We start from the raw sequence: 16,210 nt of genomic DNA, 5'->3' as shown, positions 1-16,210 counted from the left end.
CTGGTCCCGTGCCGCTCGAAAGGTTGCGGCATGAGGAATTCGCCGACCGTCTCGACGGGTACGGCTGTCAGGCCAGCGTCCAGTCTTTCGCCTGGCGCCGGCTGTTCCAGTAGGCGGCGAACCTGCCTCCGGCGGCGATGAGGTCGTTGCGGTCGCCGGATTCGACGATGCGGCCATGTTCGATGAAAAAAATGTGGTCTGCTCTGGCGATCGTCTCGATGCGATGCGCGACAATGAAAGCGGTGCGGTGGCCGAAGCGGGCAAGCGCGGTGGCGATGGCCACCTCGTTCAACGTGTCGAGGCCGCTTGTCGCCTCGTCGAGCAGCAGGATCGGCGCGTTCTTGAGGAGGGCGCGGGCGATGCTGACGCGCTGGCGCTCGCCGCCCGACAGGTTGTTGCCGCCTTCGCCGACCGGCGCGTCCCAACTGCCGAGGCGTTCCACGATCTCGTCGACACAGGCTGCGGCCGCGACCTCGCGCAGCGCCGCATTGCCGGCCCCCGGGCGGGCGAGGCGAATGTTCTCGGCAATGCCGCCTTCGAAGAGCTGCACGTTCTGGAAGACGATGGAAAGCTGGTCCATCAGGGTGGCGGGCTCGTAGGCGCGCACATCATGGCCTGCGAGGCGGATCTCGCCCGTGGAAACATCGTGCAGGCGGGCGATCAGCGAGAGGATCGTGCTCTTGCCGGAACCGGAGGGGCCGACAAGCGCGGTCGTCTTACCGGCGGGGGCGGTGAAGGTGACGCCGTCGAGGATATGCGTGCCGTTGGCGTGGAAATGCACATCGCGGAATTCGATCTCCGGTGTGCCGGGCGTGCTGTCCCGCGCCGGGACCGGCTGGGCCGGCACGTCGAGCACGGCAAGGGTGCGCCCGGCGGCGGCGTGGGTGGATTCCAGCGCGGGGAAAAGCTCCGACAGGGTGTTCAGCGGCTCCAGGAAGCGCAGCACCACGACGATCAGGGCCACCGTGCGGGCGGCATCGACGGTGCCGTCCAAATAGAGGAGTGCCAGGACGGCCACCATGGCGACGAGGGTGCCCTGCATGGCAAGCGAGAAAAGCAGCGTGCCGGGCAGGGTGAACCAGAGCACGCGCAATCCCCCGGCCTTCTGGGCGTCGATCGCCGCGCCGAGCGGCGTGCCCTCCATGCCGGTGCGGCCGGCGGCGCGCAGCACGAGCTGGGCGTGGGCGAATTCCTCCGTGCGGGCGGCGGCCTCGCCCGAGGCGGCGGCGAAATCGGCCTCGGCGCGGCGCATCAGCCGTCCGCCGAGCAACAGCGCGCCGAGCAGCAGGGGGGCGGCGGCAAGCGCCGCGAGGCCGAGCGGCCAGGCGACGAACAGAAGGCCGATACCGATGGTGAACGGCAGCGTCGCGGCGATGGAGGCCTGCGTCGCCAGATTGACCGAGCTTGCGAAGAGCTCGGGCATGGCGCCGGCGAGGGCGCGTTTCGCCTGCGCCTGCTGCTCGGCGCCGAACCAGCCGACGGGCACGGCGAGGAGATGATCGACAAGGCGGGCGTTCATCGAGGTCATCATGGCAAAGCCGAGATCGAAGGCGCGGATCACCAGGAAGCGCTCCAGCGCCCAGCCGGCCGCGACGCCGGCGGCAAGCAGGCCGAGCCAGGGCAGGGCGCCCTGCGGAACCGGCGAGAACAGCGCGCCGAGCAGCGGCACGAGCGCAAGCGCGGATGTCGCGCGCAATGCAGCCGCCACGATGACGAGGACGGCAAAGGGGGCGAGGCGCGGGCGCGCCTCCGGCGGCAGGAGGGCGGAGATGATCACGAGGCTTTCCTTTCCCCGGCGAGCCACAGGTCGCGGTAGAGGCCGGGCTCGGCGATCAGCGCCGCATGGTCGCCCTGCTGCACGATGCGGCCGCGATCCATGACGGCGATGCGGTCGGCATGCACCACGGTGTGCAGCCGGTGCGCCACGACGAGGACGGTGCGCCTGCCGATGAGCGCGCCGAGCGCCTGCTGCACGAGATGCTCGGATTCCGGGTCGGCGAAGGCGGTGGCCTCGTCGAGCACGAGGATCGGCGGATCGGCGATCAGTGCGCGGGCGATGGAGAGGCGCTGCGCCTCGCCGCCGGAAAGCCGCAGGTCCTCGCCGATGATGCTGTCGTAGCCTTTGGACGCTTGCACGATGCGCTCGTGGATATGGGCGGCGCGGGCGGCCGCTTCGATTTCGGCCTGGCTCGCCTCGGGACGTGCAAGCGCGATATTGTCGCGGAGCGTGCCCTTGATCAGGCGCACATCCTGGAAGACGAAGCCGACCGTGCGCTGGAGAACCTGCGGATGGACGTCGCGGATGTCGATTTCCGTCTCGCCGGCGATCAGCCGGATCGCGCCGCCCGTCACGTCGTGGAAGCGACCCGGCAGGCCGGCGAGGGTGGATTTGCCGGCGCCGCTCGGGCCGACCAGGGCGGTCAGCGTGCCGGGCGCCAGAACGAGGTCGATGTCCTGGAGCACCGGCTTGCGCGGCCGGTAGCCGAAGCTGACATTCTGGAAGCGCAGGCCGAGCGGACCCGGCGAGAGGGCGCGCAGCGCGCGGCTGCGATCGAGTTCCGGCTCCTCCAGCAGCGTGCCGATGCGGCTTGCCGCCTGCTTCGCCTCGCGCATCGGCACGAAGCCGTACATGACGGCGGTGATCTGCGTGCCGAAGGCGGTGCCGAGGAAGAGGAAGGGCAGGAGATCGGCGGGCGCCATGGCGCCGGAGAGGATGCGCCAGCAGCCGGCGGCCGTGATGAGCAGCAGGAAGGCCGGCGGCTGGATCGCAAGCTGCGAGGCGACCTTGCGGCCGGCCATCGGGCGCTGCCAGCCGTTGAGGAAGGCCGCCTGGCCGTTCAGCACCGTGCGCAACGCCCTGCCGTCGCCGCCGAAGACGCGCACGACGGGCAAGGCCTCGATGAAGGCGCTGGCCGCGGCATTGGCGCGCCTGGTCCAGTCGGCATATTCCACCAGCTTGTCGGCGACGCCGCGCATCATGTGGGCGAAAAGGGCGACGAAGGCGATGAGCGGCAGGAAGAGCAGGCCGGCGAGCGCCGCATCCACGGTGAAGAGATAGACGATGACGGCGAGCGGCGTGACGATGCCCGCAACGACATCGGGCACGGCATGGGTGACCATGTAATGCAATCGCCCGGCATCCTCCTGCACCGCCTGGTGCACGCTGGCGGCATTGCGGTCGGTGAACCAGCCTAGCGGCAGGCGGGCGAGCTTGGCGACGATCGAGCGGCGCAGCTCATGGCCGAAGCGGGCATCCACGGCATGCAGCCAGAACATCAGCACGGTCGAGAGCAGGGCGGCACCGCCGAAAAGGCCGAGCGCCCACAGGATCAGCGGCGTCATCGTTTCCGCGTTGGCCTCGCCCGCCAGCAGCCGGCGGCCGAGCTCCGCAAGCAGGACCAGCGGGGCGAGCTGCATCAGCGAGATGACGGCCTGCAGGGCACCGGCGGCGCGCAGCTTCCAGCGCAGCGAGGCGAGCAGTTCCTGTCCGCGCTGCGAGCGCCAGCGCGGCGCAGCCTTCCGAGGGGGCGCGGCGGGCGGTGGCGGAGCGGGTGCCGCCGCCTCTTCGCCCGCTTCCTTGCGCAGGCGCATCGCCTTGCCGCGGATCCAGTAGGCGGCGTGCTTGATGTCGGCGAGCGGGAAGCCGTGCACGCGGTTGAGGTTCGCGCGCAGGTCCTTGATCGCGGCGTTTTCCGCGGCGATCCAGGCATACCAGTTCGACCAGTCGCGGGCGGGCACGGCGGCGGCGAGCGCGCCGGTGCCTTCGCCGGTCCAGATCACCTCGGCGCCCGGATGGAAGGTGACGGGAATATCCCGGTCCTCCGGCAGATGGGCCTGCAGGACGACGACGACGGCGGCGTCCGGCGGCAGGACGCCGAGGATGCCGTTGATGGCGGGAATGGCCGCGGGATCGCCCATCAGCAGGTAGCCTTCCGGATTTTCCGGCGGCTCGAACTTGTGGAACATGTAGTAGGACGCGTTGATCGTGTCGCCGGGCCTTGCCGCCGCCGCCCAGGCGGAGGCCGGCCCCATCGGCTCGTGCAGCACGAAATCGAAGCTGACCTCGCCACGCGCCGGGTCCGGGTCGACCAGCGTATAGCCGCGCTGGTGCACCTTGGCCGGATCGTCGGGATCGGGCGCCCAGAGGCGGACATAGCTTGCCGTCGGCGTCTCGCGCCCGTCGATCATGGTCGGGGCGGAAAAGCGGATGCGGCGGAAGCCGGGCGTGAGGTTCGTGGCCGAAACCACCGTCATGACGTGATCGGTGGCTCCGAGAGCCTTCATCATCGTCCGCTGGAAACGCGCACCCATCAGCAGCCCCGCAAGAGAACGGAAAGGCGCGGCCCCGCCGGCATGACCGGGATGCGCGGGAATGCTGCTGATATGCCTACCACTTGATCGTCGCCCCCAGGCCGATGACGCGGCCGCGGCCGATATAGGCGGCCGTCGTTCCCGGCGCGTAGGTGAAGGCGTAGGAGAGCGGGCGCTCGTCGAGCAGGTTGCGTCCGAAGGCGTAGACCTTCAGATTGTCCTTCTCCCAGCCGAGTTCCGCATTGACGATGTGGTAGGCGGCCATCTTCGCACTGTTCTGGATGTCCGAATAGCGGGTGCCGACATACTGGTAGTTGGCGCCGACGAAGAATTCGCCGGCAAAGCCGAGCGCATCGGCCTCCGTGCGGTAGGTGACGCCGAGATTGGCGGAGAAGCCGGGCACCTGCGGCACCTTGTTGCCCTCCAGCGCCCCCGCGAGCGCCGATTGCGGCGTGACGTCGACGAGGCGGGAATTGATGAGCGCGCCGCCCACCGTGAAATCCAGCCCGTCGGCGACCGTGGCGGTCACGTTCGCTTCAACGCCGTAGCTCTCGAAGGCCTGGTTCGTCATGAAAGGCAGCAGCGTGCCCGGATCGAAGCCCGTGAGCTGGCCGTCCTTCACGTCGTTGTAGAAGATCGCCCCGCTGACGCGAATGGCATCGGTCAGCTCGGCCTTGGTGCCGATCTCGTAGGTCCACGACGTCGCCGGCAGGAAGGGAGTCGAGGGCAGGCCGAAGCCGGCATAGGCCGTCGTCTTCTCGAAGCCGCCGGAGGAATAGCCGCGCGCCACGGAGGCATAGCTCATGGCGCGGTCGTTCCATTTGTAGGAGAGCGCCATGCGGCCGGTCAGGTAGGTGTCGCTGAAGGCGTTGTCCTGCGCGAAGGCCGGGATGGTGCCGGGGAAGCCGTTGGAGACATAGTTGGCGTCGAGCGTCTGCCTGTCATGGGCAAGGCGCAGGCCGCCCGAAAGGGTGAAACGCTCGTCGAGCGGCACCGCCGCGTCGGCGAAGGCCGCGATCGTCTCGCTGTCGATGGCGTTGTCGAAGGTGCCGTTCAGCGTCGGCGAATAGCTGCCGACATCTTGCACGCGATGGGTCGTGAAGTCCGATTTGAAATAGTTCGCGCCGACGACCCATTGCACGGCCGCGTCTTCATGCGAGTTGAGGCGGACTTCCTGGTTGAAGATGCGCTCGTGGTCGTCGAAGACCACCTTCTGCGCGTTGGGGTCGTTGAAGAAGGACGGCGGCAGGCCGGTTGCGTTGGAGAAGATGAAGGCGTCGGTGAAGTCGCCGGTATTGTGCAGCTTGATGTCCTGGTAGCTCGTCGTCGCGGTCAGGATGAAGGGCTCGAATTCCTTGGTGACCTTGATTGAACCGTGCGCGATCTGCTGGCGGTTGACCGGCGTGGTGTCGGCGCCGCTGATCGGGAAGTCGGGCGATTCCAGCAGGAGGAAGGCGGAGTTGTGTCGTGTGTCCCTGGAAAAGCCGCCGGTGATGTCGATGGTGAACGAATCGTCCGGCGTGATGCGCAGCGTGCCGCGCGCCGCGCCGAGCTTCGCGCTGCCCTCGTCCTTGCCGGTGATCGGGTTCGGAATGTCGCCATCGAATTTCTGGAAACGCAACGTCGTGCGGCCGGCAACGAGGTCGTCGATCAGCCAGCCGCCCGTGGTGCCCTCGATGAAGGCATGGCCATCGGAACCGATCTCCGTGCTGACGATGTTCTCCTTCGTCCCGTCGGCGGGCTTGCTCACCACATTGATCGCGCCGGCGAAGGCGTTGCGGCCGAAGGTCGTGCCCTGCGGGCCGCGCAGCACCTCGACCTGTTCGACATCGAGGAAGGGCGCGCCGATCGCCGAGAGCGTCGTCGGGACGCCGTCGACGGAAAGGCCGATCACGCTGTCGAGCGAGTTCATCGCCGAGCCGAGCGTGGAGAGGCCGCGCATGGTCATGTAGCTTTCGCCGAAGCGGCCGAAATCCAGGAAGTTGGTGCCCGGCGTCTGGCGGGCAACGTCGCCGACCGGGTCGAGCGAGGAGGGCTTCACGTTTTCCGGGCCGAGGATCGTTGTTGCGACGGGCAGGGAGACGTCGTCCTGCGGGCGCTTGGTGCCGGTTACGACGACGGCTTCGAGCGTCGTCGCTTCGTCGGCTTGCTGGGCCTGTGCCTGCCCGGCTGCCGCGATGGTGAAGCCTAGGGCCGCAAGCGCCGTGGTTGAAACCAGCCGTGCGCGCGAAATGGTGTTCATATGCCTTGTCCCCGAGTCCGTGATGGACGCCACAAATAGCGGGTCGGGCATTCTTGAGGATATAACTCGACTTTCGCGCAACGCAGGCAAACATTCGCAAAACGCAATAGTTGGCGGCGCGCTCAGCCTGGCTGCATTCCATCGGGCTGCCGGTGTTCCGACCGCGGCGGATGGCCGAAATGCCTGCGATAGGCGGCGCTGAAGGCGGAGGGGCGGGAGAAGCCGACGCGACGCCCGGCCTCGGCCACCGAAAGCCGGTGTTCTTGCAGCAGGATCTTCGCCACCATCAGTCGCTGCTCGCGCACATGGCCGAAGATCGTCCGGCCGAAGACGGCCTTGAAATTGGCCTGGAGGGTCGTGACGTTGATGCCGACGCGCCGTGCCAGTTCCAGCGTGGTCGGGGTGTTGACGAGGTCGCCGTCCAGAATCTCGCGGGCATGCATCACGCGGTCATATTCGCGCCGCCCGACAAGGGAGACGAGGCGCCGTTCGTCCTTCAGCGCCTGCGCCACCTCGATGACATAGGCGAGCGCGTTGCTTTCCAGGAACAGCCGGCCGAGATGGCCGCCATAGGGATGTTCGAGGCAGAGCCGGGCGATCTCGCCGATGCGCGGCGAATGGGTGATGGTCGCCGTGCGGAAGCCGCCGGTCATCAGGTCGCGCAGCGCACTGACGCCATCGTCGTCGACATCGTTCCCGAAACGGTCGAAGAAGGCCGGCTGCAGCACAAAGCCGGCGGTGCGGAAATTCCGCCCGCGCTGCAGCGGCGTCGTGTAGCGGATAGGGCGGTCGAACCCCATGAGATTGACCTGATGCGGGTGGCGGACGAAGCTTCCATAGCCATCAACTTCGGTGCGGACCGGATCGCCCGAAAGCATGATGCCGCAGACGAGAGCCGGTTCCATCTCGACGGCGAAACTCTGCTCGCGGATGTAGGTGACGTCGCCCGCGCTGAGCATCAGCCCCGGCTGGACCTCATGCGCCAGCAGGCGCCCCGTATAGATCGGCGTTTCCAGCACCTGCGGCGCCATGTCGATGGGCTCCATGCCCAGCGCGAATTCGGCGCCGAGCCGAACAAGATCGCCCGGCGTCATGCCGCCCGGCGGTATCAGGTTGTCTAGGGTCATGCCGAATACGCTCGCCTCGCGTTCGGACAGAGTCGTATATTAACTTGAGTAAAAAAGTCAAATTATTATCGTCCGCCGGAAACGGCGACAATTCAGGCGGGCGCCCGATGTCAGCCGCGGTGGGCCTTTTCGCGGAACTCGCCCGGCGGCAGGCCGAAACGCGCCTTGAAGGCGCGCGAGAACTGGGTCTGGTCGCTGAAGCCCCAGCTATAGGCGATCTCGGCGGCCGTCTGGACGTTGTCGGGATCCTCCAGCGCTTCCCGGCAGGCGGCGAGACGCTGGTCGCGGATCCAGGTGCGCACCGTCTCGTCGGTGTCCTTGAACAGTTCGTGGAGATAGCGGGTGGAGATGCCGCAGGCCCGGGCGATGCGATCCGGGTCGAGCCGGAAGTCCTGCAGGTTAGCGCGCACATAGGCCTCGATGCGGGCGAGATGGGCGCTGCGCACCGTCGAGTTGCCCGAGGTCAGCACGCGGTCGTCGGCCTTGATCGCCAGCACCAGCAGGTCGACGAGCTGCCGGCCGACGGTGACCCGCGCCTCCGCCGTCATGCCGTCGAAACGGCCGGGCAGGAGGTGCAGCATGTCGGTGAAGAGGCCGCCGGCGCCGTTGTTGGCCTCGAACTGGAGGGTGCAGAAGCGGTCCGGCGCGCGCATCCGCCCGCCCAGCGCGTCGGCCTCGACCTTCAGCACCCACATGTCCGCCGCTTCCGCGTGGCTGAACTGGTAGGGCTCGCTGCTGCGCTCGAGGAAGAAGCCGCCCGGCCGGCATTTGACCTCGCGGCCGCACTGGGAGAAGAACACCTCCGCCCGTGCCGGCACGGTCACGAGGAACTCCTCCTCCCGCGCGCCGCGGAAATGGTGCGGCAGGCGCAGATATTGCAGCGCATCGCAGGTGAGGCGGGAGATCGACACGTTGCCGAACTGCCAGGTGGTCAGGTCGCCGGAAAACCGGTCGGCCTCGCGGAAGCGAAGGTCGAGCGGAAAATAGGCCGAGGCGATGGCCTCGTGCCAGTGGCGGCTGCGGTCGGGCGGGCGCGTCGCGCTCGTGGTGATGCTCGTCTTCATGCGGCTTGTCCTCTTGGGATCGAAGGTACGCACAGGATTTCTGCCAGGCAATGAAAATGGCAGCTTGTGCGTCGGCGCGCAATTCGTTGTTCCCTCGCTGCAAAGACCGATGCGGAAAACTCTGCCTAGATTGCAGCCGGCTTCAACGGTGCGACAGATACCGGCTGCCAGGGAACAGACATTTCAGCTATCGACCGGTTTCCAGGCCGTCGGTTCTCGCCCTCAACCAGCGTGAACACGATGCTTCATACCCAGACTGCAAAAGTAGACCCGATCACGCTCTCGGTCGTGCGGGGCATGCTCGAGACGACTCAGCGCGAAATGACGCTTGCGCTCGAAAAGACGGCGCGCTCGTCGGTCTTCAACCTGGCGCACGACTATTCGACGGCGCTCTTCAACGCCCGGCCCGAGATGATCCTGCAGGGCCAGGACATCCCGATCCATCTCGGCTCGCTCATCCCCGCCATGAAGGCGGTCGCGGCCTTCTTCGGCGACGACATCCACGAAGGCGACCTCTTCCTTCACAACGACCCGGCCTTCGGCGGCAGCCATGCCATCGACACCTGCATGTACAAGCCGGTCTTCTACAAGGGCGAGCTGGTCTACTGGACCGTCTGCAAGGGCCATCTCACCGACATCGGCGGGCCGGTGCCGGCGGGCTACAACCCGAACGCCACGGAGATCTACGCCGAGTGCCTGCGCATCCCGCCGGTGAAGATCTGGGACCGCGGCACGCCGCGCCACGACGTGCTCAACATGATCCTCACCAACATGCGCGCGCGCCGCGACCAGGAAGGCGACTTCCGCGCGCTCATCGGCGCCTGCCAGGTGGGCGAGCGCAACCTCATCGCCATGCTCGACAAGTACGGCAAGGCCGAGGTGGATGCCTGCGTCGACACGTTGCTCGAAATGGCCGACCGGCACATGCGCGCGCTGATCGCCACGGTGCCTGACGGCACCTATGAAGGCGCCGCCATCCTGGAGGATGCCGGCCACGGCTTCGGCGACTTCGAGATCAAGGCGACGGTGACGATCACCGGCGATAGCTGCCACATCGCCATCGATAGCCCGCCGCAGATCCCCTATTTCATCAATTCCTACGAGGGCAATTCGCATTCCGGCGTCTATCTCGGCCTGATGATGTTCGCGGCCCTGCCGCCGCCCTACAACGAAGGGCTCTATCGCTGCGTCAGCCTCGACTTCGGGCCGAAGGGCACGCTGTGCAACGCGCAGGAGCCGGCCCCGCACATGAACTGCACGACGACGCCGATGGAGACGCTGACGGACGCCGTGCGCCTCGCCTTCGAGAAGGCGATGCCCTCCAAGGTTTCGGCTTCCTGGGGCCATGCCAACGGCCTCAACATCGCCGGCCGCGACGCCCGCACCAACGAGGAGTTCGTGACCATGGTGCTCGCCACCATCATCTCCGGCGGCGGGGCGACGCCCAAGCAGGACGGCTGGCACGCCGTCGGCCCGGAATGCTGCTTCGGGGCGCTCACCTCGGGCGATGTCGAGCTGCTCGAATATTCCTATCCCATCGTCATCCACCGCTATGCGCTGATGACCGACTCGGGCGGCGCCGGCAAGTTCCGCGGCGGCTCCGGCACGGCCTGGGAGGTCGAGCCGCTCAATGGCGACATGCTGTGCATCGGCTTCGGCGAGGGCCGGCGCATTCCGGCCATGGGCGCGGCGGGCGCGAAGTCTGCGATGGTCGACACCAAGGTCGGCCGGGTGGAGCTGCGCCGCGACGGCAAGGTCGAGGTCGAGCGCAAGAACATCATCCAGACCATCAAGCCGGGCCAGACGATCACCAACCTCAATCCGGGCGGCGGCGGCTACGGCAATCCGTTCGAACGGCCCGTCGAGAAGGTGATCTCGGACGTGCGCAACGGCCTCGTCTCCATCGAGGGCGCCCGTCTCGACTACGGCGTCGTGATCGCGAACCGGGAGACCCTCGACGTCGACACGGCCGCAACCGAACGGCTCAGAGCCACCGCGTAAGGAAGACCAGACATGACCATGCATTCCTACCGCCTCGGCATCGATGCCGGCGGCACCTTCACCGACTTCGTCATCGCCGACCGTGCGACCGGAGAAGTCAAGCTCTTCAAGGCGCTCTCCACGCCCTCCGATCCCACCAGGGCCATCGAGAACGGGCTCGGGCTGATCGCCGCCGATCTCGGCAAGCCGATCGAGGACATCATCGCCAACTGCGACCTCTGCATCAACGGCACCACCGTCGGCCTCAACGCGCTCATCACCCACCGCGGCGGCAGGACGGGGCTGATCTGCACGGCGGGCCACGAGGACTCCATCGAGATCCGCAACGGCCACAAGGAAGACGGCTTCCGCTACGATCCCGAATATCCGGCGGCGACCATGCTGGTGCCGCGCTATCTCAGGCGCGGCGTGCGCGAGCGCGTCCTGTCGGACGGTTCGGTGCGCACGCCGCTGCACGAGGAGGATGTGCGCGAGGCCTGCCGGCTCTTCCTGAAGGAGGGCGTCGAGACCGTCGCCATCTCCTTCGTCTGGTCGGTGCTCGATCCGAGCCACGAGCGGCGTGCGGCGGAGATCGTGCGCGAGATGATGCCGGAGGCGATCCTCACGGTCGGCGGCGAGCTCTACCCGCAGGTGCGCGAATATACCCGTACCTCCACCGCGGTGACGAACGCCTATCTCGCCCCCGTCATGCGCCGCTACGTGGCGGCGGTCGACGCCTATTTCCGCAAGCTCGGCGCGAAGCAGCCGGTGCGCTACTTCCAGTCGAACGGCGGCCTTGCCGTGGGCCAGGTCATGACCGACCGCTCGGTCTACGCCATCAATTCCGGTCCGGCGTCGGCGCCTCAGGCAGGCCTTTATGCCGGCGCGCCCTTCGACCACAGGAACGTCATCACCGTCGACATGGGCGGGACATCCTTCGACATCACGCTCACCCGCAACGGCCAGACCAACCTCAACAAGAACATCGACTTCCTGCGCTACCGCATCGGCGTGCCGATGATCCAGGTCGAGACGCTGGGCGCGGGCGGCGGCTCGATCGGCTGGATCGATCCGCTCGGCCTGCTGCAGGTCGGCCCGCAATCGGCCGGCTCCGAGCCGGGCCCGGCCTGCTACGGCCGCGGCGGCGTCGAGCCGACGACGTCGGATGCGAACCTCGTGCTCGGCTACCTCAACCCCGAGGGGCTTCTCGGCGGCAAGCTGCCGCTCGACATCGAAAAGGCGCGCGCGGCGGTGGCGCGGGTGGCAGGACCGCTCGGCATCTCCGTGGAGCAGGCGGCCTACGGCATGTTCGCCATCGTCAACAACTCGATGGTCAACGGCATCCGCCGCGTCTCGGTCGAGCGCGGCTACGATCCGCGCGATTTCGTGCTGGTCGGGGCAGGGGGCGCAACGGCGGCGCATATCACGGCGCTGGCGCGGGAGATGGGCATCGATACCATCATCCTGCCCAAGCTCGCCTCGGGCCTGTGCGCCTTCGGCCAGATCATCTCCGACGTGAAGTACAACTACATGGCGCCCGCGCCGGTGCGCCTCGACAATGCGGCGGCCTACGAGCGCATCGACAGCCTGTTCAAGGAGATCGAGGCCAAGGGCGTTTCGCATCTGGAGGCGGACGGCTTTGCCGCCGATGCCATCGACATCAAGCGCTCGATCGACATGCGCTATGTCGGCCAGGTGCATGAATGCACCGTGGACATCGGCACCTTCCCGATCGACGAAACGACGATCGAGAAGGTCAAGGACGCCTTCCACGCCCGCCACGAGGAGCTCTACACCTATGCCGAGCGCCACAGCGCGGTCGAGGTGGTGAACCTGGAATCGACCATCTACGGCCGCATCGAGAAGGTCCGCCCGCCGAAGCTTGCCGAAGGCGGCGATGCCCGCGAGGCGCTGAAGGGCCATCGCGATGCGATCTTCGACCAGTCGGGCAAGCCGGTCTCAACGCCGGTCTACGACGGCGCGAAGCTCGGCGCGGGCGCCCGCATCACGGGGCCGGCCATCATCGAGGAGGTGACGACGACCATCGTCATCGAGCCCGGCTGGACGAGCGTCCTGCATGAAAGCGGCAGCTATCTGCTGACACGGGAAGACTGACGGCCTGCCCCGCCTTCGGGCGGGGGCGGCCACCTGCAACAAGGAGGGGACTACAATGGCAGGCAACCTATCGGCCGCGGAGGCCGAGACTTCTGATTTCTCCAACGTGGCGGTGCCGCCGCAGGCGCGCATGCCCCGGGGGGCACTGACCATGGCGTGGTGGGCGGTGTGCAGCGCCGTCTTCTATATCGTCGTCGGCGCGGCGATGGCGCTCAATTTCGGCACGCGTAATGCCATTATCGGCATGGTGCTTTCGGTGGTCGTCTACGGCCTCGTCAATGCGGTGCTCAGCCGCTTCGCCATCCGCACCGGGCTTTCCGTCGCGCTGTTCTCGCGCGTGCTGTTCGGCAATGTCGGGGCGGGGCTGGCGACGCTCATCTTCTGCGCCACGGCGATCTACTACGCCGTCTTCGAGGGCTCGGTGATCGCCGTCGGCATCACCACGATCCTGCCGTCGATCTCCTATCCGCTCGCGGCGCTGATCGTCGTCCTCTACAGCGTGCCGCTGATCTTCGGCAGCATCCAGACCTGGCTCGACAAGTTCAACGGCGTGCTGCTGCCGTTCTACATCCTCGGCCTCGTCGTCGCGGTCTTTCTCGCCGTCGGCGAATACGGCTACAGCGACAAGTGGCTGAACCTCGGGCCGGAAGCCGGCGCGCCGGCCGGCGGCTGGTGGTCCTGCTTCGTCTACTACATGGGCATCTGGGTGCTGATGATGTTCACCTTCGACTATGCCCGCTTCGGCCGCACGGAGGATGCGGGCTATCACGCCTGGTTCAACTTCGGAATGCCTTTTTATGCCATGGCGTTCCTGGTGAGCGGGCTCTTCGGCATGTTCATGATCGGCACGGTGCCGGATCTCGGCGCGCTTTCGGAGGTCAGCGTGCTCCTGGCGCTGCTGAAGCTCATGGGCATCTGGGGGCTGCTGTTCGTCTGGGTCACGCAGACCCGCATCAACACGGCAAACTACTATCTCGCCGCCGTCAACATGGAAGCGCTGGTGCAGCTCTTCGGCAAGCTGCCCTTCGGGCGGATCGGCTGGGCGGTCGCGGTCGGCGCGATCGTCTACGTGCTGATGCTCGCGGATGTCTTTGCCTATCTGCTCTCGGCGCTTGCCTACCAGGGCATCTTCGTCGTCGCCTGGGTGGCCGTCGCCATGGCGCATATCCTGATCGACCGGTACAGCGCGCTGGTGGGCGGCATCATCGAATACCGCTCCAGCCATGTGCCCGCCTTCAACCCGCTCGGCATCGGCGCCTGGCTCGTCGCCGCGGCCATCGGCATCTGGCTTCATGTCTGGGGCGGCGGCTATGCGGAACTCTCCGCGCCGGCAACCGCCGTGATCGCCTTCTGCATCTATGCAGCGGGCCTGACGCAGGCGCGCCGCTCCTGGTTCCTGGCGGCCGGCTGATCAGCGTTCCGGCAGGTGGAAGGCCTGCTGGAAATAGGACCGGAAGGCGAGCATGGGCGGCGTAAGCTCCATGTTCCGCCGCCAGGCGAGGCCGACATCCATGGCGGGTACGGCGTCGCTGATATTAACGGTCTCGATGCGCCGGCCCTCCAGAGACCAGGGCCGGTGCACCATGTCGGAGAGGATCGCCACGCCCTGGCCGTTCGCCACGAGCGAGCGCACCGCCTCCACCGACGAGGTGCGCAGGATGACGCGCGGCTGGTAGGGCGTGGCGCTCCAGTACTTGAGGGCGGAATGGGCGGCCTCGTCCACCGTCAGCATGATGTAGGGCTCCTCGGCAACGTCCTTCAGCCCGACCGTTTCGGCCTGGAGAAGATGGTGCTGCGCCGGCAGCCAGAGCCGCCGCGTCGAACTCAGCACCTTTTCCGTCACCAGCGCCGGGTTGAGGATGTTGGAGGTGAGCAGCACCGACATGTCGTAGCGGTTGCTGAGAAGCCCTTCCTCGATGGATTCGCGGTTGAGTTCGAAGAGCTGTATTTCGAGCCTCGGGAAGAGCCGGCGCAGCCGCTCGATATGCAGCGGCAGGAAGTAGCCGATGACCGTGTAGGTGGCCGCGACCGTCAGCGTGCCTTCGATCTCGCTGCTGACGACATTGAGATGCGTCGCCTCATCGACCTTCTTCAGGATCTCGTAGGCATGGGACAGGAACTGCCGGCCGGCGGAGGTCAGGTCCATGCCGTGCGGCGTGCGCAGGAAGAGGCCGACGCCGACCGTCCGCTCCAGCTCCTTGATCGCCGTCGTGACGGCGGACTGCGAGATGGACAGGTCGATGGCCGCCTGCGAGATCTGGCCGAGCTCGGCGGTCGCGACAAAGTAGCGGATCTGTCTGAGGCTGATCGTCAAGGCTGTGGATTCCCTTCTGATTTTCCGTGCCCGTATATCGAAAAATCAGAATGGCTGATGCGAGCTTAGGCAGGAAACCCCTGCGTTCCGGGCATTTTCCGCCTACCCGATTGTTTTGCCGTATTTTTGCGGCGCAACAAAAAGAGGCAATCCGTTCTGATTTTCAGAATTGATACATGGAAAAATAGAATTTTTCAAAAGGTAACAAACAGCCTAGCGTTTCCGGGGCGAGAAAAAGCATTTGAGGGAAGAGACAGTGCGCGAGGTCGTCGACATCAACTGCGACATGGGCGAGGCTTTCGGCCGCTGGCGCGTCGGCGATACCGACGATGCTTCCCTCATGCCGCTGATCAGCTCGGCCAACATCGCCGCCGGTTTCCATGCCGGCGATCCGAACCTGATGGACCAGACCGTGCGGCTCGCCGCCGAGCACGGCGTCGGCATCGGCGCCCATCCCGGCTACAACGACCTTCAGGGCTTCGGCCGCCGCAAGATTGCCGGCACCGCCAAGGAACTGGTCAACGACGTCGTCTACCAGGTCGGCGCCATCAGGGAATTCGCCCATCGCCACGGCGTGCGCCTGCAGCACGTCAAGCCGCACGGCGCGCTCTACATGGAGATGGCGGTCAACCCGGAGCTGTCGCAGATCTTCGTGCAATACATGCGCACCGTCGAGCCGAACGCCTATATCTTCTGCATGGGCGGCTCGGCCACATGGCGCGCGGCGAGCGAGGCCGGCCAGCCGGTCGTGCGGGAATTCTACGCCGACCGCGACTATGACGACAGCGGTTCCATCGTCTTTACCCGCGATGCCGGCCGGCCCGACCCGGCGGCCATCGCCCGCAAGGTCCTGCGCGCCTGCAAGGAGGGCAGGGTCCGCACGGTCAAGGGCAACGACATCGCCATCGACTTCGAATCCATCTGCTTCCATTCCGACACGCTCGGCGCCTTCGACATCGCGCGCCAGATGCGCGAGGCGCTGGTGGGGGCGGGCATTCGCATCGCGCCGGTCGCCGACGTGGCCGCGCGCTGACCTTATAAAGTGGAGAGAGAGAAA

At 66.7% G+C, this 16,210-nt stretch carries 10 protein-coding genes; 4 read left to right on the top strand and 6 right to left on the bottom strand.

Annotated elements, in window-relative coordinates; translation table 11 throughout:
• Positions 1 to 67: 67 nt before the first annotated feature.
• From L0976_RS28730 to L0976_RS03205, 5 genes are all read right to left on the bottom strand, one after another.
• A complete protein-coding gene (locus tag L0976_RS28730; RefSeq protein ID WP_234186066.1) occupies positions 68 to 1,777 on the bottom strand; it encodes an ABC transporter ATP-binding protein in 1,710 nt (569 codons plus the stop codon).
• Complete coding sequence (locus tag L0976_RS03220) at positions 1,774 to 4,311, bottom strand: ABC transporter ATP-binding protein/permease (protein ID WP_234186065.1); 2,538 nt, start codon at positions 4,309 to 4,311, stop codon at positions 1,774 to 1,776. The genes L0976_RS28730 and L0976_RS03220 overlap by 4 nt, the downstream gene beginning before the upstream one ends.
• Positions 4,312 to 4,387: 76 nt before the next feature.
• Entirely contained in the window at positions 4,388 to 6,553 is a 2,166-nt protein-coding gene (locus L0976_RS03215) for a TonB-dependent receptor (protein ID WP_234186064.1), read from the bottom strand.
• A gap of 122 nt (positions 6,554 to 6,675) precedes the next feature.
• Complete coding sequence (locus L0976_RS03210) at positions 6,676 to 7,680, bottom strand: AraC family transcriptional regulator (protein WP_234186063.1); 1,005 nt, start codon at positions 7,678 to 7,680, stop codon at positions 6,676 to 6,678.
• Positions 7,681 to 7,790: 110 nt separating this feature from the next.
• On the bottom strand, positions 7,791 to 8,744 hold the full coding sequence (locus L0976_RS03205) for an AraC family transcriptional regulator (protein WP_234186062.1): 954 nt from the start codon (positions 8,742 to 8,744) through the stop codon (positions 7,791 to 7,793).
• A gap of 240 nt (positions 8,745 to 8,984) precedes the next feature.
• On the opposite strand from L0976_RS03205, the gene L0976_RS03200 reads away from it, so the two are divergent.
• From L0976_RS03200 to L0976_RS03190, 3 genes are read left to right on the top strand one after another with little or no spacing between them, the layout of a single operon-like run.
• On the top strand, positions 8,985 to 10,745 hold the full coding sequence (locus L0976_RS03200; RefSeq protein WP_234186061.1) for a hydantoinase B/oxoprolinase family protein: 1,761 nt from the start codon (positions 8,985 to 8,987) through the stop codon (positions 10,743 to 10,745).
• 12 nt (positions 10,746 to 10,757) lie between these two features.
• Complete coding sequence (locus tag L0976_RS03195; protein ID WP_234186060.1) at positions 10,758 to 12,839, top strand: hydantoinase/oxoprolinase family protein; 2,082 nt, start codon at positions 10,758 to 10,760, stop codon at positions 12,837 to 12,839.
• Between the two features lie 55 nt (positions 12,840 to 12,894).
• The gene (locus tag L0976_RS03190; RefSeq protein WP_234186059.1) at positions 12,895 to 14,250 is read left to right on the top strand and encodes a cytosine permease; all 1,356 of its coding nucleotides are present in this window, start codon (positions 12,895 to 12,897) and stop codon (positions 14,248 to 14,250) included.
• Here L0976_RS03190 and L0976_RS03185 read toward each other — a convergent pair whose 3' ends face one another.
• Positions 14,251 to 15,153: a LysR family transcriptional regulator gene (locus tag L0976_RS03185; RefSeq protein WP_234186058.1), complete on the bottom strand. Its 903-nt coding sequence runs from the start codon at positions 15,151 to 15,153 to the stop codon at positions 14,251 to 14,253. It abuts the gene before it with no gap.
• A 256-nt stretch (positions 15,154 to 15,409) separates the two neighbouring features.
• Between L0976_RS03185 and L0976_RS03180 the strand changes: the two genes are divergently transcribed.
• Positions 15,410 to 16,186, top strand: a complete 777-nt coding sequence (locus L0976_RS03180) for a 5-oxoprolinase subunit PxpA (protein WP_203319773.1) — start codon at positions 15,410 to 15,412, stop codon at positions 16,184 to 16,186.
• The last annotated feature ends 24 nt before the right edge of the window (positions 16,187 to 16,210 follow it).

The organism is Shinella sp. NM-101 (genome assembly GCF_021401195.1).
In the GTDB taxonomy this organism is placed as follows: domain Bacteria; phylum Pseudomonadota; class Alphaproteobacteria; order Rhizobiales; family Rhizobiaceae; genus Shinella.
This window is presented reverse-complemented; position numbering and strand designations above follow the sequence as displayed.

Excerpts from the sequence above, each read along its gene's own strand:
- L0976_RS03220 (WP_234186065.1), bottom strand. The coding sequence starts at position 4,311 with ATGGGTGCGCGTTTCCAGCGGACGATGATGAAGGCTCTCGGAGCCACC.
- L0976_RS03190 (WP_234186059.1), top strand. The coding sequence starts at position 12,895 with ATGGCAGGCAACCTATCGGCCGCGGAGGCCGAGACTTCTGATTTCTCC.
- L0976_RS03205 (WP_234186062.1), bottom strand. The coding sequence starts at position 8,744 with ATGAAGACGAGCATCACCACGAGCGCGACGCGCCCGCCCGACCGCAGC.
- L0976_RS03195 (WP_234186060.1), top strand. The coding sequence starts at position 10,758 with ATGACCATGCATTCCTACCGCCTCGGCATCGATGCCGGCGGCACCTTC.
- L0976_RS03215 (WP_234186064.1), bottom strand. The coding sequence starts at position 6,553 with ATGAACACCATTTCGCGCGCACGGCTGGTTTCAACCACGGCGCTTGCG.
- L0976_RS03210 (WP_234186063.1), bottom strand. The coding sequence starts at position 7,680 with ATGACCCTAGACAACCTGATACCGCCGGGCGGCATGACGCCGGGCGAT.
- L0976_RS03200 (WP_234186061.1), top strand. The coding sequence starts at position 8,985 with ATGCTTCATACCCAGACTGCAAAAGTAGACCCGATCACGCTCTCGGTC.